We start from the raw sequence: 22,889 nt of genomic DNA, 5'->3' as shown, positions 1-22,889 counted from the left end.
TAAGAGGTGATGGGCTTTGGAATATAAAATCATAGATCTTGTTTTTCCGATATTGGTACATTTTCTGGCATTGCAGCTTACTGGAATACTCGGCATTGGAGATGCGGCTTTTCAGACCATGCTGGCGGCCGTCATCACAATGCCATTGTTCTTCTGGCTCTACCGGAAAGATCAGAACCTGTGGAGAAAAGAAAAAAGAAAGATAACCTGGATACAGTGGATCATCGTGATCGCGGCGGCGGCCGGACTGAATATCCTGTTTTCGGCACTGATGTCGTTTCTGGTATCGGATTATGGGATTACCAGTGAATCACAGGATGCCCTGCTCTCAAGCCGGATGCTGTTCCAGATCCTTGGAATGGGTATCGCAGTGCCGGTCACAGAAGAGCTGATTTTCCGTGGACTTGTTTACCGCAAGTTGGAACGCTATGTTTCCGTAAAGAAGGCAGTCCTTTTGGGAGCGGCGATCTTTGCGGTTTATCATGGCAATCTGCTGCAGATCCTGTTTGCTTTTCCGATGGGGATCATCCTGAATCTGCTTTACCATCGATTTGAAGATCTGAGAGTGCCAGTCCTGTTTCATGCGGTCTCTAACCTGATGGCTGTTTTACTGGCTGCAATTTAACCAAATCAAGTAAGTCCCCTGCTTCAATTGCGAAAAGCAATAAGCAGTGGGTGATCCTTAACTTTACAGACGGAGAACAGCAAATTTGCATCAGTGGCGGGATGCAATCTCTATCTGACAGGAGTCTTTGGCAGATTACAGAGGTGCACAGAAGAATGTTGCATATATTTTTAAAATTTGCATGAGAAACAAAATAGACACAACTAGCAAAATATAGAAACAAAAGAAAAATAATAAATAAAAAATCAAAAAAATACAGTTTTAAAAGTGAATTCGCAAATAATCTGATAATTTAAAGAAAAATACGTCTTTACAAATGAAAAAAATGGGTGTATAGTCAATGACAAGATTTGAGAAAAAGTTGCATTAGCGAACACAGAAGTTAGCAGGATGCAGCAGGACATGGCAATCTGGTCAGTCCGCTTATCTGAACAGAATATTACAACTTAAGAAAGGAAAGACGTATGAGTACAGCAAAATTGAACGAAGCCGTTCAGACTCCTGGGCTGTATCAGCCGGAATTTGAACACGATAACTGCGGTATAGGAGCAGTCGTAAACATTAAGGGTGTCAAATCCCACGGAACCGTCGAAAATGCATTAAAGATAGTAGAAAATCTAGAACATAGAGCTGGCAAAGATGCCGAAGGAAAAACAGGTGATGGTGTAGGAATCATGCTTCAGATTTCACACAAGTTCTTCTCCAAAACCTGTGAGTCCCTCGGCATCTTTTTAGGTTCTGAGAGGGAATACGGAATCGGTATGTTCTTCTTCCCTCAGGATGAACTGAAAAAGAACCAGGCAAAGAAAATGTTTGAGATCATTGTGGAAAAAGAAGGTCTTAAATTTTTGGGATGGAGGGAAGTTCCGGTTGTTCCGGAAGTTCTCGGACACAAAGCACTGGAATGTATGCCGTGTATCATGCAGGGATTTGTAGCAAAACCAAAACACCTGGCAAAAGGTATTGATTTTGACCGCAGACTTTATGTGGTAAGACGTGTGTTTGAACAGAGCAATGACAATTCCTATGTGGTTTCTCTTTCAAGCAGAACGATCGTATACAAAGGTATGTTCCTCGTAGGACAGCTCCGTACCTTCTTCCGTGATCTGCAGGATGCAGATTATGAATCTGCGATCGCAATCGTACACTCCCGTTTCAGTACCAACACAAATCCGAGCTGGGAGAGAGCACATCCGAACCGCTTTATCGTACACAACGGTGAGATCAACACGATCCGTGGAAATGCCGACAAGATGCTTGCACGCGAAGAGACGATGTTCTCCGAGCATTTCAAAGGAGAGCTGCACAAAGTTCTGCCGGTTGTCAATACTTCCGGTTCTGACTCGGCAATGCTCGACAACACACTGGAATTTATGGTGATGAGTGGTATGGATCTGCCGCTGGCCGTGATGATCACGATCCCGGAACCATGGGCAAACAACAAGACCATGAGCCAGAGCAAAAAAGATTTTTATCAGTATCATGCAACGATGATGGAGCCGTGGGACGGACCGGCATCGATCCTGTTCAGCGACGGAGATGTGGTAGGAGCCGTGCTTGACCGTAACGGTCTGCGTCCTTCCAGATACTATATCACCGATGACGGTTATCTGATCCTCTCTTCTGAGGTCGGTGTGCTGGATATCGATCCGACCAGGATCGTGCTCAAAGAAAGACTGCATCCGGGCAAGATGCTTCTGGTGGATACGGTAAAAGGAAGAGTGATCGATGACGATGAACTGAAAGAAAGTTATGCAAAAAAGCAGCCGTATGGTGAGTGGCTGGATCGTTATCTGGTAAATCTTTCTGATCTGAAGATTCCGAATAAACGTGTGGAAGAGTACAGCGATGAGGAGCGTGCAAAACTCCAGAAAGCCTTTGGCTATACTTACGAAGAGTACCGTACTTCTATTTTAAATATGGCAAAGAACGGTGCAGAAGGCATCGCTTCCATGGGTATTGACACACCGCTGGCTGTTTTATCGGAATGTCATGTGCCGCTGTTTAATTATTTCAAACAGCTGTTTGCACAGGTGACGAACCCGCCGATCGATGCAATCCGTGAAGAAGTGGTAACATCCACGACCATTTACATCGGTGAAGACGGAAATCTGCTTCAGGAAGAGGCAAAGAACTGTCAGGTACTGAAGATCAACAATCCGATCCTGACAAATACCGATATGCTGAAGATTAAAAATCTGGATGTCGAAGGCTTTAAAGTAGCGGAAATTCCGATCACGTATTATAAGAACACAAGCCTGGAAAAAGCCATTGACTATCTGTTTGTCGAAGTAGACAGAGCACACAGAGACGGAGCAAACATCCTGATCCTGACAGACAGAGGCGTTGATGAAAACCGTGTGCCGATCCCTTCACTGCTGGCAGTATCCGCTGTGCATCAGCACCTTGTAAAGACGAAAAAGAGAACTTCACTTGCAATCGTTCTGGAATCCGGCGAACCAAGAGAAGTACATCATTTTGCTACACTGCTTGGTTATGGTGCAAGTGCGATCAACCCATATCTGGCACTGGATACGATCCATCAGCTGATCGACAGCAAGATGCTGGATAAGGATTATTATGCAGCTGTGGAAGATTACAATCAGGCTGTCCTTAGCGGAATCGTAAAGATTGCTTCCAAAATGGGTATTTCCACAATCCAGTCTTATCAGGGATCTCAGATTTTTGAGGCAATCGGCATTGATAAAGAAGTGATCGATAAATATTTCACAAATACGGTCAGCCGTGTCGGTGGTATCACAATGAAAGATATTGCAGAAGAAACGGATAAACTGCATTCCGGAGCATTTGATCCGCTGGGACTGGATGTAGATGAAACACTGTACAGCATCGGACGGCACAAAATGAGAAGTGCCGGAGAACATCACCGTTACAATCCGCAAACCATTCATCTGCTGCAGCAGTCGACCTGGAGAGGCGATTACAACCTGTTCAAACAGTACACGAATCTGGTAGACAAAGAAGAGACCGGTTATCTGCGAAGCCTGATGGATTTTGATTATCCGGAAAAAGGTGTGCCGATCGAGAAAGTAGAGAGTGTCGAATCCATTGTAAAACGATTTAAGACCGGAGCGATGTCCTACGGTTCCATTTCTCAGGAAGCACATGAAACACTGGCGATCGCCATGAACCGTCTGCATGGTAAGTCAAACAGCGGTGAAGGAGGCGAAGATCTGGAGCGTATGATCGTTACCAATCCGAACAGGAACCGTTGTTCTGCAATCAAACAGGTAGCATCCGGACGTTTTGGAGTTACCTCCAAATATCTGGTCAGTGCACAGGAGATCCAGATCAAAATGGCACAGGGAGCAAAACCGGGTGAAGGCGGTCATCTGCCGGGCGGAAAAGTTTATCCGTGGATCGCAAAGACCAGACATTCCACACCGGGTGTGAGCCTGATCTCACCGCCGCCTCATCACGATATTTATTCAATCGAGGATCTGGCAGAGCTGATCTACGACCTGAAGAATGCAAACAAAGACGCGAGAATTTCCGTAAAACTGGTATCGGAAGCAGGTGTCGGAACAGTTGCAGCCGGTGTTGCAAAAGCAGGAGCACAGGTCGTGCTGATCTCCGGTTATGACGGAGGTACCGGAGCTGCACCGAGAAGTTCCATCCACAATGCCGGACTTCCGTGGGAGCTCGGACTTGCAGAAACCCATCAGACGCTGATCATGAACGGACTTCGAAACAAAGTCCGCATTGAGACAGACGGAAAACTGATGAGCGGACGTGACGTAGCGATCGCGGCACTGCTTGGAGCAGAAGAATTCGGTTTCGCAACCGCACCGCTGATTACAATGGGATGTGTGATGATGCGTGTCTGCAACCTGGACACCTGTCCGGTCGGCGTGGCAACACAGAATCCGGAGCTGAGAAAACGTTTCCGCGGCAAACCGGAATACGTGGAAAACTTCATGCGGTTCATTGCACAGGAACTGCGTGAATACATGGCAAAACTTGGATTCTGCAGCGTAGATGAGATGGTTGGACACAGCGAACTGCTGAAGAAAAAAGAACATGCTGCAAATGTAAATGCAGCGAAAGTGGATTTAAACCGCATTCTGGATAACCCGTATGCAGGCAAAGAGATGAAAGTGACATTCGATCCTTCTCAGGTATATGATTTCAAACTGGAAGAGACGGTGGATCAGACCATTTTAATGAAGAAACTGAAAGCTTCTCTGGAGAAAAAACAGAAACGGAGCATCGAAGTCGATGTCACCAACATCAACCGTGCTTTCGGCACACAGTTTGGTGCTGAGATTACAAAACGTTACGGTGATACACTGGATGCTGATACCTACATTGTAAAATGTAAAGGTGCAGGCGGACAGAGTTTTGGAGCTTTTATCCCGAAAGGACTGACACTGGAGCTGGTCGGCGACAGCAATGACTATTTCGGAAAAGGTTTATCCGGCGGAAAGCTGATCGTATATCCGCCAACCGGTGTAAAATTCAAAGAAGATGAAAACATCATTATCGGAAACGTGGCACTGTACGGTGCAACAAGCGGAGAAGCCTACATCAACGGTGTTGCCGGAGAACGTTTCTGCGTGCGAAATTCCGGTGCAAAAGCTGTAGTAGAAGGCGTCGGAGATCACGGATGTGAATATATGACGGGCGGTCGTGTTGTTGTCATCGGAAAAGTCGGCAAGAACTTTGCAGCCGGTATGAGCGGCGGTGTTGCCTATGTTCTGGATGAAAACAACGATCTGTATACAAAAGTCAACAAGCAGATGGTTTCCGTTGAAAAACTTGGCAATAAATACGATGTGCAGGAATTAAAAGATATGATCGCAGAGCATACGGCATACACCAATTCTGCAAAAGGAAAAGAAATCCTGAATCATTTTGAAGAATACTTGCCGAAATTCAAGAAGATCATCCCGCATGATTATAACCGTATGATGATGGCGATCGTGCAGATGGAAGAAAAAGGTCTGAGCAGTGAGCAGGCACAGATTGAAGCATTTTATGCAAATAAAGCGAGATAGGAGGGAAAAGAAATGGGAAAACCAACCGGATTTTTAGAGTACGAAAGAAGAGTGAGTGAAGAGATCGCACCGCTTGAACGTATTAAAAATTTTAACGAATTTCATATCCCTCTGCCGCTGGAAAAACAGCAGCTTCAGGGAGCACGCTGTATGGCATGCGGAGTGCCGTTCTGCCAGTACGGAAAAATGATAAACGGCATGGCATCCGGCTGTCCGCTGAACAACCTCTGCCCGGAATGGAATGATCTTGTCTATACCGGAAACTGGGAACAGGCTTACAACCGTCTGATGAAAACACATTGTTTTCCGGAATTTACTTCCAGAGTGTGCCCGGCACTCTGTGAAGCAGCCTGCACCTGCAACTTAAACGGAGACCCGGTCTCCACAAAAGAGAACGAACGTGCGATCATCGAGCGTGCTTATGAGACAGGTCTTGTGAAAGCACAGCCGCCGAAAGTGCGTACCGGCAAAAAAGTAGCCGTGATCGGAAGCGGTCCGTCCGGACTTGCCGTTGCCATGCAGCTGAACCGCCGTGGTCATGAGGTGACCGTATTTGAGCGAAATGACCGCCTTGGAGGTCTGCTCCGCTACGGAATCCCGAACATGAAGTTGGAAAAATCCGTGATCGACCGCCGTGTCCGTCTGATGGAAGAAGAAGGCGTGATCTTTAAAACCAATGTCAACGTCGGCGTGGATGTCAAAGCAGCCAAACTTCTGAAAGATTTCGACCGTGTGGTACTCTGCTGCGGAGCATCAAACCCAAGAGATATCAAAGTGCCGGGACGAGAGGCAGAAGGCATTTATTTTGCCGTTGATTTTCTGAAAGGCGTGACAAAGAGCCTGCTGGATTCAGATCTGGCGGATCAGAAATTTGTTGCCTGCAAGAATAAGAAAGTGATGGTCATCGGAGGCGGTGATACCGGAAACGACTGTGTCGGAACAGCCATCCGCTTGGGTGCATCTTCCGTGGTACAGCTGGAGATGATGCCGAAAGCCCCGGACCAGAGAGCGGCAAACAATCCATGGCCGGAGTGGCCGAGAGTCTGCAAGACTGATTATGGCCAGCAGGAAGCGATTACTGTATTCGGACACGATCCACGTATCTATCAGACCACCGTAAAAGAGTTCATTGCCGATGACAAAGGCAGACTGAAAAAAGCAGTGCTGGTCAAATTACAGAGCAAAAAAGATGAGAAAACAGGTCGCATGATGATGGTTCCGGTGGAAGGGAGCGAATGGACGGTTGAAGTGGATATCGTACTGATCGCAGCCGGTTTTCTTGGCTCACAGAAATACGTGACCGATGCCTTTAAAGTAGACCTGACACCACGTACGAACGTGGCAACGGAACCGGAAAAATATCAGACTGCCGTAAAGAATGTCTTTACGGCAGGTGATATGCACCGGGGACAGTCTCTTGTTGTCTGGGCGATCCACGAAGGAAGGGAAGCGGCCAAGGCGGTAGATGAATCCCTGATGGGATATACCAACCTCGTTTAAAGAAAACGAACGCAACCGTTGTAACGGCGGACGATATCATAGATGATCTGACGGCCAAGCCCATGCTGCTTTTTATCCGCCTTGGTCGTGCGGATGGTAAGTGCCTTGTCTTGCATGGAAGGATCCATTTTGTTTCGAATGGTCAGGGAGAGATAATCCTTGACCATTTTCATTTCAATCACAATTTTCGGATCTTCGATTTTTCTGGATGCTTCGATCGCATTGTCCAGAAGATTCGCAACAAGAGAACAGAGATGATGATCGGGGATCGACAAATGTGGCGGCAGTACGATCTGAATATCCATCGGGATCTGATGCTTGTGTGCCATTGCATATTTGATGTTGATCACCTGGTTGACGATCTCATTTCCTGTTTCAATCTGATTATCGAGAGCATAGATTTCCTTGGAAAGACTGTAAAAATATTCTTTCAGGGCATCGTAGTTGTTCTGGCTGAGCAGACGGTCCATACAGGCAAAATGATTTTTCGTGTCATGACGCAGATGATGGTATTCCGTCACGATCGTTTTCAGTTCCTTCATATGCTGCTTCTGATAGGCATTCTGCTGGTTGATCAGCTGGAGCCGTATGCGGCTGCTGTATTCGCTTGTCATTTGCCATAGACAGTGCAAGCCTTCTTCAGTACGCAGCAGAAGAGATCACTTCCTTCTAAAAGCAGGTTTTTGAAATAAAACCTGAAAAAATTTCCTTCTTTACACAAAAAAATAAAAGGCTGAAAAAACGGATTTTTCAGGCGAAAAGGGCTTCATGCTACACAGGCATGGAGCCTTTTTCTGTGCTTGACAGACGTTTTTAAATATGTTACCAATATAAAACATAGAATAGTTTAGACTAACAAAAGAAAGCTGAAACGTACAAAAGTTACAAGTATACAAATAGATATACCGGAAAAGCTGTGCGGTGTGAGGCTGATATGGAGGAGAATAAAATGAGACGAAGATTTCTGGCGTTTGTGTGCTGTTTCGGTATGCTGGCATCTTTGCTGCCGTGCAGTGTAAAGGCAAATGGGAGAACAACGAACGTAAATCTGCTGGAAACACCGGAAGAAGTGGCAGAAGTGTTTTACAGGCAGAATGCATCTCTTAGAAAGAGTAAGGGGGTCACGGCACAGGATCAACAAAATGAGATTCGCAAACGTGTGATCGTAGAGAGTGCACAGACTCTGGAAAATACATACGGAGCAGTAAAGACGTATTACTATACGGTGGGTGGCTACCAGATCTTACTGTATGACAGTGCAGATCAGGCAGAGCTTGCAGTGACAAACCTGAAAAAAGATTACCCGGGAGTACACATTTTTCAGGATATCCCGGTCACACTGGAAGAGGCAGCAAGAGACGGCGATGCAGATGTGCAGGTAGAAATACAGGATGCAGCCGAAAAAGAAGACGAGAGCGAAACAGAGACGGAAATCCAGGCATTTGACGGCATCCATATGATGGGTATGGACAAGTTGAAAGAGGATGCAAAAGACTGGAGCGGCGATGCAACCGTCGCAGTCATCGACAGCGGAATCGATGAGGATCATCCGTGGTTTACAACAAGACTGGATCGCAAAAACAGTGTCAATCTGGCAGCAGACGGTTTAGGCAAAGATGCATACAATGATCCGAACCAGGGACACGGCACACACGTTGCCGGCATCGTAACCCAGGCAACACCGGTGCAGGTCAAGATCATGGCCGTGCGAGTATTTGACCTGACTGGTTCTGCTTCTTACACAACGATCACACTTGGCGTTGACTATGCGGTACAGCATAATGCCGATGTTATCAACATGAGTCTTGGATTTGAGATCCTGCCGGGATTTGAAAGCGATGACACCGATTTGATGGATGAAGCCTTTGCAAGAGCCTTAAAAGCCGGCACAACGGTTTGCGTGGCATCCGGAAACGAGTATACCGATACGGCAAGAAGTTATCCGGCAAGCAGCCGCTGGACGATCGCAGTCGGATCTCTGGAGCCGGATAAAGACGGAAATTCTTACATTCGCTCTGATTTTTCCAACAACGGAACCCTGCTTGATTTTGCAGCACCGGGAAGAAACATCTTCAGTGCATGGATCGGCGAGGGCGAGACAACCGAGATCGCAAGCGGAACCTCAATGGCAACGCCGCATCTGGCAGCGGCAGCAGCCTATGTCAAACTGAAACATCCGGATTACAACCAGAGAGAAGTTTACTCCGTTTTCCGTGATTATGCCGTAGATCTTGGCGAGCCGGGCAAAGATACCGAGTTTGGATATGGATACGTAGATTTCACAAATTATGCGGCAGAAGATCAGAACACAGCAAAAAAATATCAGGCGATCACAGCACCGGCTCAGATTAATAAAACGATGAATGATCTGGATAAGCCATTTACGATCGATATAGAGTTTTCCAGAGGAAACGGAACCTTAAGCTTTGCAAGTACCGATGAAAAAGTAGCAAAAGTAAACGGCAGTCAGGTTCAGGTAACGGGAGTCGGCAGCTGTGAGATCGTGATCACCGCATCCGAAACAGACCAGTATTATCAAACCGAAGAGAGGGTAAGGATCCGTGTGGAAAAAGGACAACAGACCATCACCGTTCCGGTGACCGAATACCACAAATACCTCTCCGATAAAAACTTCAAGGTAACGGCAAGCATCGAAAAACCGGGCGACGGCAAACTGGTATTTCTGGCAAATGAAAACGATGTGCTGGAAGTGACCGAAGATGGCTATGTCACCATTTTAGGAACCGGTACAACACAGATCTACGCAGTGGCAAAAGCAAGCGACAATTTTGTAAGACAGGTCAGCGATGCAATCACCGTCACCGTAGAGGAAGATCCGAAACCGCAGCCAAAGCCGGATGATGATCAGAATCAGAACGGCAGCGGAGATCAGAATCAGCAGAACACGGCATCCGTGAAAAAAGCAGTGATCCGCAAAGTGCAGCCGAAAAAAGCACAGGTCAAAGTAACCTGGAAAAAACAGGCGGCAGCAGGCAGCTACGAGATCCGTTATGCACTTAAGAAAAACATGAAAAATGCAAAGACGGTGAAGGTAAACGGCAAAAAGAGCAGCATTACCATCAAAAAGCTGAAATCAGGTAAAAGATATTATATACAGGTACGAGCTGTGAAAAAGAACGGCACCGCAGTGAAAAAGGGAGCATGGAGCACGAAAAAGAGCGTCCGTGTGAAATAGAAAAGTACAGGAAGAAATCTTTGCAGAGAAAGGAAGAAAAGCATGAGAAAGAAATTTGGTTATCAGGCAATGGCAGCGATCTTTACAGCGGCAATGATCGTATCCGGAGCCGGAATGTATCAGACAACGGCAAAAGCAGCCGAAGGGCAGATCCGGACACCGCAGCAGAAAACAGCGGTCGAAACACAGGAGTCTGCAAAACTGAAGGCAGAAGCCGCATCCGTAGATCCGACCGAGGACGGAGAATACACTCTGACCTTTGAGGCAAAACAGGAAGGCAGCGACGAAGAATCCATGCTGGCAGGCTATTTTGACCCGAAAGCAAAACTGACCGTTGAGAACGGAAAAATGTATGTAACCTTTTTAAATACCAAGCTTTCCGATTTTCTTCTTGATTTCACAGTGGCATCAGACGGAACGTATGCACAGACTGAGAAGACCGGTTTCGGTGAGCCGGACGGAACCGGAAGCTACGCCATGTATGAGTACAAGATGGAGATCACAAAGCCATCGGAAGTCAACAAAGGAGCAGCACTTGTCTCAGCGATGGGCGGTCAGAACAGTGACATTGGAAATTTTGACAAATACCTCAAGACGGACTTCACTTTCCTGACACTGGAAAAAGGCTGGAGCGGATACGATGCATCCAAAACAGAAGACAAACCGACCGGGGCAGCAGCACTCAACGAAGCACTTCGCGATTACGGCATGGACAAAGACAATGACGGAACCGTTACAGCAGAAGAAGTAGCTCGGTATGGCGGAACCACACTGGATTTAAGTGAGTGCAACTTAAGCGAGATCGGACTTCTGCGTTATTTGCCATCTCAGATCATAACGTTAAATCTCTCAAACAATGAGATTACAGCGATTCCGGAAGGACTGCTGGATAACCTGACCAGTCTGGAAAATTTCTATATCGAGCACAACAAGATCACAGAAATTCCGGAAGGACTGTTTAAAAACAACCACAGCCTGGACTGGATTTCTTTTACCGGCAATCAGATTTCCTCTTTGAAAAATAACACCTTTGAAGGGCTGGATGCTCTGACGATCCTCGATCTGGAAGGAAACCAGATCCGGGAGGTTTCCCAAAATGCCCTGACCGGCATGCCGAAACTTCAGCAGCTCTCCTTTGCCGGAAACGGACTGGAAAATCTGCAGGATGATGTGTTAAAACCGCTTGCCGGATCTCTGCGGTGGCTGTTTTTACAGGAAAATAACATCGAGAGCCTGCCAAAGACCGTGGAAGATCTTTTTTTCCTTGAGGAACTCTATGCATACGATAACGGTATGAAAGATATCACAAAAGTGGATTTTTCAAAACTTCCACAGCTTCAGGAAGTCAACTTCATGCACAATGAGATTCGTGAAATCCCGTCCGGAACGTTTGCGAAGAATGAAAAGCTGGCAGGGCTGGATCTGTATGACAATCTGCTGACTACGATGTCACCGGATACCCTTCCGGCAACAGCAGTTCTGAGAAAACTGGATATCCGCCTGAACAACATTCAGGTCGTAGACCGCAAACTGATCATGAAAAGCCAGAGCTTTAACAAATTCTATCCGCAGAAAAGTGCGATGAGTCTGAAGATCGAAAAAGACGGCGAAAACGGCGTGAAATGGTCACAGGAACTGAGTATTCTGGATTTGCTGTACTGGTTCGATGCAACGAACGATGCAAAAGTCGAAGAAGCACAGTCTGTTGATGAATACAGAGAATTTCTGAAAGACAAAGGCTATGAAGACCGCGATATCGTGGATGTTTTAAATGACCAGTACTATGACTGGAAGATTATTACCAGCATCGAAAAGAAAAACGCAGACGGAACCTACGAAACCGTATGGAAGAGTACGGATGATGATAAGGCAGACCTGGCAGGAGGAGCCTTTGCAACAGCAGAAAAAGGCACCTACCGCGTCGTAAAAGATCTGTATTCCGGAAACAGCGGACTGCTGTTCTATCGTTTCAGCGTATTTTCAAACGAGGTCAATACAGCACAGCAGAACAATGTGACATCGGGTACAGACAAGCCGAATAATGGAAGTAACAGCAATACAAACGGCGGTAACAACGGAAACAGTGCAAATCCGGGAAATACAGCGGTGAAAAAACCGGCAAAGGTGAAAAAAGTAACGGCAAAGGCAAAAAAACGCACTGCAGTGATCAGCTGGAAAAAGGTAAAAGGTGCATCCGGTTATGAAGTTTACCGTTCTACAAAGAAAAACGGAAAATACAAAAAGATCAAGACGATCAAAAAAGCAGGAACGGTTCGTTTTACAGACAAAAAGCTGAAAAAAGGGTTCGCTTATTACTATAAAGTCAGAGCTTACAGAAAAACAGCTGTTGCGAAAGTGTATGGAAACGATTCGGCTGCAAAAAAAGTAAAAATAAAGTAAACATTAAAGTAAGATATCACAACGCAACAGATTTAAAGGAAAATGTACCAAAACGAGGAGGAAACAGAATATGAAGAAAAAATTTGTATGCCAGCTGCTTGCCCTTTCCATGACTGCTGTCATGGCAGTTCCACAGGCAGGACTGCCGGTATTTGCCGCATCTGCAGCAAATACACAGCAGGCACAGCTCAAAGAAGAAGCAAAAGTCGGAACAGAGATCACACAGCTTAAAGGATCAACCAGCTGGATGACAGGGACCCTGGAAAAAATCGTGCTTTCTGAGATTACTTCCGATTCTGCTTACTGCAAGGCGATTACGGGCATCAGCGTCAACGGTGTAGATTATGTGGCAGACTGGAATGAAGAAGATGATACACTGGTATACAGTGCCGGCTGGCTTGGTATGACGATCTACAGCGGAGCATTCAAAGAAGGCGAAAATACGATCGTGATCAAAGCTGACGGTTACCTGGACAAAACCATCCTCTTTACAAAAGCAGAAAATGAGTGCACGTTTGTAAGCCAGTCCGACGGAACCGGTGGTCAGGAACCGGAAGTACTGGATAAAACAGCTCTGACGGAAAAACTGGAAGAAGCAAAAGCACTGATACAAGGCGATAAGAGCGACGAGGAATGGCAAGATCTCCAGAGTGCGATCACAGCAGCAGAACATACATTAAGCGTGGCAACCACGCAGGCTTCCTTAAATACTGCACTGGAAGATCTGACAAAAGCAATGGAGAAATTTACCACAGGGCTGACTGCACCGACTGTTACCGCAGTTGCTTACGATGGCAACGAACTGACCATCAAAGAGATCAATCATTATTCCGATGATGCCAACTGGAAAGCTTACGGACAGTCCATTTCCGGAGTGACCGTAAACGGAACCGAATACAAAGAATACACCAATGATGATGATCCGAAAAGCGTTTACAGCCTTTCTGTACTGCACGGACTGACAATCGGTTCCGGCAAATTTACAGAAGGAAGAAACGCGATCGTGATCAAAGCAAAAGGTTACAAAGATAAAACGGTTGTATTTGCAAAATCCGGTGATACCTGCGTACTGATCAGTCAGACAGACGGGGACAGCGAACCTGTCACACCGCCGCAGCCAACCATCAAAGATCCGACCGAAGACGGTGTATATACTTTAACTTTTAAGACAACAAAAACCGACAGTGAAGGAGACTCCATGCTGGGCAGTTTCTTTGCAGCAAAAGCAAAACTGCAGGTAAAAGACGGAAAAATGACACTGACCATGTTAAATACCGGAAGTGCCAGAATGATGCTTGACTTTACGATCGGAAAAGACGGCACTTATCCGACCGCTGAGAAGAAAGGATACGGAGAGGCAGATGCACAGGGTTCTTATACCGCATACGAGTACAGTATGGAAATCTCGGATCTGTCAGAAGTACATTCTGCGGCAGCACTCGTTACCATGATGGGCGGAAGCGAAGCGGACAAAGGTAATTATGATAAATATATGAAGGCAAACATCAGTTTCGCATCCCTTGCAAAAGGATGGAAAGGTTATACCGATGAAGTGAGCGGTGAGCAGAAACTGATCAACAAGCTGATCGAGCAGGGATATGACCTGAATGATGACGGTGAGATCAGTGCAGATGAGCTGGCAGCAATCTCTGAGAGTGTTGATCTTTCCAACTGCGGACTGACAGACGTTTCCTTATTAAAAGGGCTGACAGATAAAGTAACCAGCCTGGATCTTTCCGAAAACCAGATCACCAGCCTGCCGGACGGACTGCTGGATCATATGACCGCACTTAGCAGCTTTTATGCAGATTCCAACTATATCGAAGAACTTCCGGAAAACTTCTTTGCAAACAATAAAAACCTGCAGTGGGTATCCATGCGTGCAAATAAATTAAAGAAGATCAACAAAAGCGATTTTGCGGGACTTACAGAGCTGAAATATCTGGAGCTGGACAACAATCAGATCGAAACGATCGCAAAGGGAGCTTTTGACGGCGATGCGGCACTGGATCAGTTTGGATTATCCGGCAACTTCCTGGAAAGCCTTCCGGAAGGTCTGTTTAAAGATGCCGGAGCATCCATGACCTTTTTGAATATTTCCGGAAATATGTTTGAGACACTGCCATCTGCCATCAGCGATGCAGTAAAATTAAAGAAACTGATCGCATACAATAACGTACTGACCAGCATTGCCGATGTGGATTTCAGTAAAATGGCAGATCTTACGGAAATTAACTTCATGAAAAACTATATTGCAGAGATCAAAGACGGAACCTTTGCAAAGAACAGCCACCTGCTGTCCGTTGATCTGCATGACAATCAGCTGACAAACCTCTCAGGAAGTGTATTTGCAGGTACCTTTGAGAACAGCAGAGGAGATGGCAAACTGCAGAAACTGGATATCACCCTCAACAACATCCGCGTCGTAGATCCGGCTTTAATGAAAAAATGTGATACCTCCATCAACAAATTTTATCCGCAGAAGACAGCACTTTCCCTGACATTGAAAAAAGACAGTGACACCCAGATCAGCTGGAGTCAGGATCTGAGCATGCTGGATCTGGTATTCTGGTTTGATCAGACCGTAAGCGATGAGCAGAGAGAACTGGAGACACCGGAAGATTACCGGGCAATGCTGGAGCAGAACGGCTGGAAAGGCAAAACCATCACAGAAATCCTTCTTGCAAAGAACGATTCTTATGACTGGGATGTTATCACAGAAGTGCAGAAGAAAAATGCAGACGGAAGCTGGACAACCGTATCCGACAACACCGTAACAAGAGAGGCGGAAGCACTGACCGGAAGTTTCAAAGTAACGGATAAAGGCGTATACCGTATCATGAAAATGGTAAATACAACCCTGAACGGTTCCAAACAGTATCGCTTTACTGCATATTCCAACGTGATCGATCTGTCTGCAAACAGCGGAAACAACAATAACAACAATAACAACGGAAATAATAACAGCAATAATAATAACAGCAACACAGACAATGGCACAAACGGAAATCAGAGTCCAGGAACACAGACTGTCAGCAAACCGGCAAAAGTAACAAAACTGACCGTAACTTCCAAGAAGAAAAAAGTAACTCTGAAATGGAAGAAAAACAGCAAAGCAACCGGATACGAAATCTATCGTGCCACAAAGAAAAACGGCAAGTACAAAAAGATCAAAACAATCAAAAAAGCATCTGTTGTAAAATTCACAGACAGTAAAGTAAAGAAAGGCAAAACTTACTATTATAAAGTAAGAGCTTATAAGACCGTAAAAGGAAACAAAGCAAACGGAAAATTCAGTGCTGTCAGAAAAGTGAAGATCAAAAAATAACAAAAACTGCAAATAATAACAAAATTCCCCCTTCTGGTTGGAAAAAATATCTTCAAAATGTGTTACAATATAGAACAGTAACAGGCAGGCCTCGCAAAAGCGGGGCTTGTTTCTCTGTAATATAAGATCAGCAAAGAAGAGGAGAAAAGCGATGAAGCACAAAGCAGTCACACAGCGTATCTTTGCATGGATGCTTGCTCTGGCATTGCTGTTTACCGGCATTCTTCCGGCAAATACAGCAAGCCTGACCGTAAATGCAGCGAGTACGACAAAAAGCAGCAATGAAATCACAACTGCAGAAGAATTTCCGACCAAAATTCCAGCAGGTGAAACCTATACACTGACGGCGGATATTAAGCTGGCAGACGGACAGCAGATCACAGATCTTGCCGGAACTCTGGACGGACAGGGACATGTGATCACCCTTTCCGGGAAAGCACTGGCGGAAAACGTATCCGGTACGATCCAGAACCTAGGAGTTGCAGGATCTGTTGATGTTACTTCCGGCTATAGAGGAAGTATTGCAGACAATCTGACCGGAACCATTCAGAATTCTTATTCTCAGGCAAAGATCAATGACAACTGGAATACTGTTGGCGGACTGGCTGGAACGATAAAAGGCGGAACTGTCCGTAACTGTTACTATGCAGCAGAGCTGGAGATGATGAATGGCGGAATTGCAGCCTATGCAGCAAGTGATGCAAGATCGCAGATCTCAAACAGCTATTTTCAGTCCGGAACTATGATTGAGACAGTTGCCATGGCAGCTTCCAACGCAGATGTCAGCGACTGTGCATCCAAATCTGCTGATGAATTAAAAACAACAGACACCGTTGCTCTGTTAAATACAGGTATCGTCGATACCGGCTATATCTTTGCAGTCTCCGAAGATGGTGGATTTCCGGTTCTGGTAAAGGGAGCGGCCGAAATCAGCTGGACACCGCTTGAAAATGCACTGAAGCAGGCAGAAGGCTATGAAGAGGAAAACTATACGGAAGAGAGCTGGAAGACACTTTCTGATGCAGTAGCAGCCGGAAATGCTTTAAAAGCAGGCGAAGAGGTGACACAGGAGCAGATCACAGCGGCAGCAAAGGCGATCACCGATGCGATCGCAGCACTGAAAAACAGACCGACGACAAAACCGGTGGCACTGCCGGAGAATGTGATCTCCATCTCTTCCCAGGCAGATTTTTCCAAGATGGACAATGCAAAAGGCAAATATTTCGTCCTGACACAGGATATCACGGTAAACAGTGATTATGAAGATAAAAGTTTTTATATGAATTATTCTCCGTTTGCCGGGGTTCTGGACGGACAGGGACATACCATTACGTTTGAAAACGCAGGCTCGCTGTTTGCAAATCTGTCAGCAGGTGCTGTGATCCAGAACCTGACGGTAAAAGGAACGATGACCGGAAGCAGCAGTAATGTGACCGGACCGTTTGGAACGACCGCCTATGGTGCTTCCATTTTGAACTGTAAAAGTGAGATCAGCGGAGCAAACGTGGCAGGATTTATCGGGAAGACCGGAGCCTATATGGGAGCAAGTGCTTCCGATGACCGCGACGGTGTGATCGCAAACTGTATCGCAGTGGGAGATACCGGAAAAGGGGCACTCTGTAACAGCAGCAGCAACAACAGCGGTGCGGCGATCGTTGAGAACTGCTACTGGCTGGATACACTGGGCAGCGGTTCCGGTGCAATGTCCGAAGAGGACATAAAAACGCTGGATCTGGTAGAAAAGTTAAATGCCAATAAAGGCGAAAACGGAACTTCCTGGGGACAGGGAAGTGACGGTTATCCATACTTTGGCGAAAATCAGGATTATACACCGGGACAGTATGAATGGCCGGAGACAGGCGAAAACAAATACGATATTGCATTTCAGGCAAATAACGAAACAGAACCGACCGTTCTGGAGAATGCAAGACTGGAAGTAAGCCCGGATGCTGTTGGAATGGCAAACATAGCCGGAACTTTTTCTCTTGTGGATTATACTCTGCCGGAAGGCGAGAGCCTTTCCTGGAGCTTTCAGCAGAGAAAACCGGAACGTGCCTTTGAAATTTATGAAGATGGAACATTCTGTGTAAACGGAACCGGAACAGCAGTGCTTCAGGCAGTAAAGAACAACAGCGACGGCAGTCAGGAAATCCTGGCATCTGTAGCGATCCGTTCCAGCAGAATCCAGATGACAGATATGAAACTGTATGTGGATGGAGAAGATGTAACGGACGGAAAAGTTACGGTACAGGGTTCTGAATACAAGCATATTACCGTAAAAGCACAGTATCAGGGCAGTGAAGAGTATCAGGATGTTTCTTACGCTTCCTTTATCTATGCAGCGGATGAAGCGGGTGCAAAACTTCTGCATAACCGCACCGATTCTTCCAGCGGCTTTTCCTTTAAAGAGACCGGAAGTGCAGTCTTTACAGTAACTGCAAAAAATCAGCCGGAAATTCACAAAACCGTGACGGTAACCTCTGCTTATGTGCCGGTAACATCCGTTGTTCCGGCAATTTCCGGCACAAAAGAAATACACAGCCGAAATGCAAACAGCGACGGACAGGAAACGGATGGCAGAGTTGCATTTAATCCAATCCTTGGTTCGGCAGTTGTCACACCGGCAAATGCAACCAATGCAGATAAAGTAACGATCACAAGTGATGATCTGGACGGAACGATCGCATACTATACAAATGGCGAAAAGGCTTACATACCGAAACAGGCCGGAACGGTAACCTTTACAGCGACGATCGAAGATACCAATCCGCAGACGGGAGAAACGAAAACAGTTTCCGGTGACAGTACGGTAACCTTTGTCTACAAAAACAACGTAAAAACCGTAGAACTTGCAGAAGAAAATAAGAATATGACGGTAGAAGCCGGCAAGAGCAGTGCAGTGTTTGCACCAATTGTCACAGGTGAACTGGATGATCAGGGATACGATGTCACGGAACCGGCTCTGAAATGGACTTACAGCCAGAGAGGTATTGCACAGGTTGTGAGAACCGGAAGCGGTTACTGGAAAAAGAACGGCGATTATAATGTGAACGATCCGGATTATGGTTCCTATCTTCCGGTGGCAGAATATCAGATTACGGGACTCTCTGAAGGAACCGTGACAGCAACCGGAACACCGATCGATGGCAAAAATAACGTAAAACCGGTAACGATCACCATTACCGTAACAAAGGGAAGCACCGCAGATATCGATGTAAAAGCAAAAGCAGAAGAAGGCATCAACAGTGCCGTAACGTACATCACAGAAAAACACAGCACAGACGGCTATGCGTATGGAGATGAATGGCTGATCTACGCATTGCTTCGCAATGGAGTTGAGATCAGCTCAGATGTGCAGGATGCTTATTATCAGTCTGCTGCAGCGGAAGTAAAGAAATGGAATGCAGACCAGAAGCCGACAGACATCGAGCGTGTTGCCCTGACACTTACGGCAATGGGCAAAGATATCACCGATGTGGACGGTACAGATCTGGTATCCATGATCTGCAATTCCGAAAAGCTGAGCGATGGATCAAATGAACTGATCTATGCACTGATGGCACTCGATGCAGCCAATGCTGCGATTCCGGCGAATGCAAAATGGTCCAGAAACACGATCATAGAAGCAATGCTTGGTTTTCAGAATGAAAACGGTGGATTCGGACTGACCGGAAAAGACAGCACCAGTGTAGATATGACGGCCATGGCACTTCAGGCCCTTGCACCTTATCAGGAGCGAACCGAAGTAAAAGAAGCAATTGATCGTGCAGTTTCCTGTTTAAAAGAGGAGATGCGTGATGATTTCGGATATGGAACTTCCGAATCTACGGCTCAGGTACTTCTGGCACTTTCCTGCCTTGGCATTGATCCGACTTCTGCAGAAGTGGGATTTGGTACACCAAACTTTAATATGATCACAAATCTGATGAAATACCGCCAGAATGACGGAGGATTTTCACATCTGTCTAACCTTACAAAATCGCAGGAAATGTCAACGGTACAGGTACTGCAGGCACTTGATGCATATAAAAAAGGAACAAACACCTACTGGCTGATAAATGGTGAAAATCAGAGCGTGGCTGTCACCATCCTTGGCGATGAGGTACACGACAGCGACAAAGACGGAAAGATCCATGCATTTGTAAAGAATAACCTTCAGGTATGGGCAGCACAGAGCGAGTATCGTGTTCCGAAAAATGCAACCGCCATGGAAGCTCTGGATGCGGCACTTGCGGCCAATAAAATGACCAGTGAGAAAAAATACGGTGACACTTACATTGCATCGGTTACAAGAGCAGACGGCGTGAAACTCGGAGAGTTTACAAACGGAAGCAAATCCGGCTGGAAATACAGCGTGAACGGAACGGAACCGGATGTTGGTGCATGTGATTATACATTAAAAGACGGTGATGTTGTCATGCTGCACTATACAGACAACTATGCAAAAGAAAATACAGAAATCGATGAACAGGTAGAAAATGTTATTCGACTGATCGCAGCTCTTCCTTCCTTAGATAAGCTTACACGGAACGATCAGGAAGCAGTAAAAGCAGCAAGAGCAGCATACGACGCACTTACCGATACACAGAAAGCAAATGTGGAAAATGCAGATCTGCTGGTAAAAGCGGAAGCACAGCTCAAGGCTTTACAGGATGCAAAGAAAGACGATGATAAAAAGGACAACAACAAGGGCGATAACAGCAATAACAACAACAGTAATAATACAAACAACGGCACAAACGGAAATCAGAATCCGGGCACACAGACCATTGTCAGACCGGCAAAAGTAACAAAACTGACCGTATCTTCCAAAAAGAAAAAAGCATTCCTGAAGTGGAAGAAGAACAGCAAAGCAACCGGATACGAAATCTACCGTGCCACAAAGAAAAACGGCAAGTACAAAAAGATCAGAACGATCAAAAAAGCATCTGCCGTAACATTCACAGACAGCAAAGTAAAGAAAGGCAAAACTTACTATTATAAAGTAAGAGCTTACAAGACCGTAAAAGGAAACAAAGCAAACGGAAAATTCAGTGCTGTCAGAAAAGTAAAGATTAAAAAATAGCAAAAAACGATAAAAAAAGGAGCTGCCTGCGACAGCTTTGGAAGGTTTATGTATAGTTTCCTAAAACAATCATTTACAGAAAGGAAAAGCAAGGCATGAAGAAAATGACACTTGGAAATCGTATCCTTGCCATGCTTCTGGCGTTTGTCATGATCCTGACCGGAATCGCTCCTGGCACATTCAATGCCCGGGTCGTGAAAGCAGCTGATGCGACAGAACAGAGATTTAACAGGATCTACCGTGAAGACGGCATCGTACAGGTGATAAATTCCATTTACCAGAATTCGGACAGCATACTGACGCCGAAGGAAACATCACATCGTATCAAGGCACGGAAGGCCGGTGAAGTTACAGATAACAGCCAGGTATCCGACAAAGTCGATATAGATCAGATTGTAAAAGAAGGTATCACAAGTGCATCCACCTTCCTGAACAGCCAGAACTATAAATACGAATGCAGCGGTGCATCCGACTGGTATATCATGTCAAAACTGCGTACCGGACAGACGATCAGCGATGCAGAAAAAGAAGCATACGGTCAGAGTGCTGTTTCTGTTGTTTCAAAATGGAAAGCAAACCAGAAACCGACCGATATCGCAAGAGTGGCATTGACTCTGTCTGCTATGGGCAAAGATATCACGAATGTAGGCGGTGTAAATCTTGCAGCAATGCTGTACAGCAGCGACAGACTGGAAGACGGTTCAAACGAACTGAGCTGGACACTGATCGCATTGGATGCAACCTCTCAGAAAATTCCTGCAGATGCAAAATGGAACAGAGAATCCATGATCGATGCACTGCTTGGATTCCAGAATGAAAACGGTGGTTTTGGCCTGTTTGACAACAAATCAACAGGTGTAGATATGACTGCTATGATCCTGCAGGCACTGGCACCATATGTAAAAGAAGCGAAAGTACAGACGGCGGTTGACAAAGCATTTATTTATCTGAAAGATGCTATGGACGAAGAATACGCTTATACTTCTTCCGAATCTGCTGCACAGGTTATCCTGGCACTTGCCTGCCTGAAACTGGATGCCGTGGATGCAGGTTTTGCAGCAGAATCAAAAGGTATCTTCTCAACGCTTGAGAAAAATTACCGCGTGAAAGACGGCGGTTATGCACATCTGAAAAATGGTGCTGCCAATGCAATGGCTTCTTACCAGATTATGGAAGCATACGAAGCATACAGAAGATTTAAAGCATCCGAAGAAGGCTACTGGGATATGAACTCCCTGAAACCAAGTACCCCGGAGACGCCGTCTACCCCGGAAACACCGAACACCCCGGAGACGCCGTCTACTTCGGAAACACCGGGCACCCCGGAGACGCCATCTACACCGGAAACGCCATCCACGGATAAGACACCGGAAACACCGACCACAGAAAAACCGGCTAAGAAACCGGCCAGACCTGTGATCAGAAAGGCAGCAGCAGGAAAGAAAAAAGCAACTCTGACCTGGAAAAAAGTCAAGGGTGCAGCCGGATATCAGGTATATCGTTCCATGCGTAAAAACGGCAAATACGTTTGCGTGAAGAAAAACCTGAAGGCAGCAAAATACACAGACAAAAAGCTGAAAAAGGGCAAAACTTACTATTACAAAGTACGTGCATATAAAAAAGTCAACGGAAAGACCATTACTGGTGCATATTCTGCCATACGTAAAGTTAAGGTAAAATAAAGTTACAGAGAAACAAAAAAACAGGAGTATGGATACGCTCTTCGGCAGAAGGAGTGTTCCATACTTCTTCCTGTT

The 22,889-nt window shown here is 45.9% G+C and carries 9 protein-coding genes; 8 read left to right on the top strand and 1 reads right to left on the bottom strand.

Annotated elements, in window-relative coordinates; all coding sequences use genetic code 11:
- Positions 1-16 precede the first annotated feature (16 nt).
- The 3 genes from LKD42_RS02840 to LKD42_RS02830 all read left to right on the top strand — a co-directional run bounded on the left by LKD42_RS02840 (position 17) and on the right by LKD42_RS02830 (position 7,143).
- Complete coding sequence (locus LKD42_RS02840; protein ID WP_248834765.1) at positions 17-625, top strand: CPBP family intramembrane glutamic endopeptidase; 609 nt, start codon at positions 17-19, stop codon at positions 623-625.
- 464 nt (positions 626-1,089) lie between these two features.
- Positions 1,090-5,643: a glutamate synthase large subunit gene (gene gltB / locus LKD42_RS02835; RefSeq protein WP_248834764.1), complete on the top strand. Its 4,554-nt coding sequence runs from the start codon at positions 1,090-1,092 to the stop codon at positions 5,641-5,643.
- A 12-nt stretch (positions 5,644-5,655) separates the two neighbouring features.
- The gene (locus tag LKD42_RS02830; RefSeq protein WP_248834763.1) at positions 5,656-7,143 is read left to right on the top strand and encodes a glutamate synthase subunit beta; all 1,488 of its coding nucleotides are present in this window, start codon (positions 5,656-5,658) and stop codon (positions 7,141-7,143) included.
- Here LKD42_RS02830 and LKD42_RS02825 read toward each other — a convergent pair.
- Positions 7,140-7,757 carry a sensor histidine kinase gene (locus tag LKD42_RS02825; protein ID WP_248834762.1) on the bottom strand — a complete coding sequence of 206 codons (618 nt, stop codon included), beginning with the start codon at positions 7,755-7,757 and terminating at the stop codon, positions 7,140-7,142. The genes LKD42_RS02830 and LKD42_RS02825 overlap by 4 nt on opposite strands.
- A gap of 335 nt (positions 7,758-8,092) precedes the next feature.
- Between LKD42_RS02825 and LKD42_RS02820 the strand changes: the two genes are divergently transcribed.
- The 5 genes from LKD42_RS02820 (at position 8,093) to LKD42_RS02800 (ending at position 22,814) form a co-directional block, all read left to right on the top strand.
- Complete coding sequence (locus tag LKD42_RS02820) at positions 8,093-10,339, top strand: S8 family serine peptidase (RefSeq protein ID WP_248834761.1); 2,247 nt, start codon at positions 8,093-8,095, stop codon at positions 10,337-10,339.
- Between the two features lie 42 nt (positions 10,340-10,381).
- Positions 10,382-12,739, top strand: coding sequence for a leucine-rich repeat domain-containing protein (locus LKD42_RS02815; RefSeq protein ID WP_248834760.1), 2,358 nt, complete (start codon positions 10,382-10,384; stop codon positions 12,737-12,739).
- Positions 12,740-12,809: 70 nt separating this feature from the next.
- A complete protein-coding gene (locus tag LKD42_RS02810) occupies positions 12,810-16,067 on the top strand; it encodes a hemoblobin-interacting domain-containing protein (RefSeq protein WP_248834759.1) in 3,258 nt (1,085 codons plus the stop codon).
- Between the two features lie 151 nt (positions 16,068-16,218).
- On the top strand, positions 16,219-21,132 hold the full coding sequence (locus tag LKD42_RS02805; RefSeq protein ID WP_248834758.1) for a DUF4430 domain-containing protein: 4,914 nt from the start codon (positions 16,219-16,221) through the stop codon (positions 21,130-21,132).
- 95 nt (positions 21,133-21,227) lie between these two features.
- Entirely contained in the window at positions 21,228-22,814 is a 1,587-nt protein-coding gene (locus LKD42_RS02800) for a prenyltransferase/squalene oxidase repeat-containing protein (RefSeq protein WP_248834757.1), read from the top strand.
- Positions 22,815-22,889: the final 75 nt, after the last annotated feature.

Origin of the sequence: Hominisplanchenecus faecis (assembly GCF_020687205.1) — a bacterium.
GTDB lineage: Bacteria > Bacillota > Clostridia > Lachnospirales > Lachnospiraceae > Hominisplanchenecus > Hominisplanchenecus faecis.
Note: the sequence above shows the minus strand (reverse complement) of the source record. Positions and strands in the feature narration are given on the sequence as shown.

What these genes read in the sequence shown, in the direction of transcription:
- gltB (WP_248834764.1), top strand. Translation starts at nt 1,090, where the DNA reads ATGAGTACAGCAAAATTGAACGAAGCCGTTCAGACTCCTGGGCTGTAT.
- LKD42_RS02830 (WP_248834763.1), top strand. Translation starts at nt 5,656, where the DNA reads ATGGGAAAACCAACCGGATTTTTAGAGTACGAAAGAAGAGTGAGTGAA.
- LKD42_RS02825 (WP_248834762.1), bottom strand. Translation starts at nt 7,757, where the DNA reads ATGACAAGCGAATACAGCAGCCGCATACGGCTCCAGCTGATCAACCAG.
- LKD42_RS02820 (WP_248834761.1), top strand. Translation starts at nt 8,093, where the DNA reads ATGAGACGAAGATTTCTGGCGTTTGTGTGCTGTTTCGGTATGCTGGCA.
- LKD42_RS02815 (WP_248834760.1), top strand. Translation starts at nt 10,382, where the DNA reads ATGAGAAAGAAATTTGGTTATCAGGCAATGGCAGCGATCTTTACAGCG.
- LKD42_RS02810 (WP_248834759.1), top strand. Translation starts at nt 12,810, where the DNA reads ATGAAGAAAAAATTTGTATGCCAGCTGCTTGCCCTTTCCATGACTGCT.
- LKD42_RS02805 (WP_248834758.1), top strand. Translation starts at nt 16,219, where the DNA reads ATGAAGCACAAAGCAGTCACACAGCGTATCTTTGCATGGATGCTTGCT.
- LKD42_RS02800 (WP_248834757.1), top strand. Translation starts at nt 21,228, where the DNA reads ATGAAGAAAATGACACTTGGAAATCGTATCCTTGCCATGCTTCTGGCG.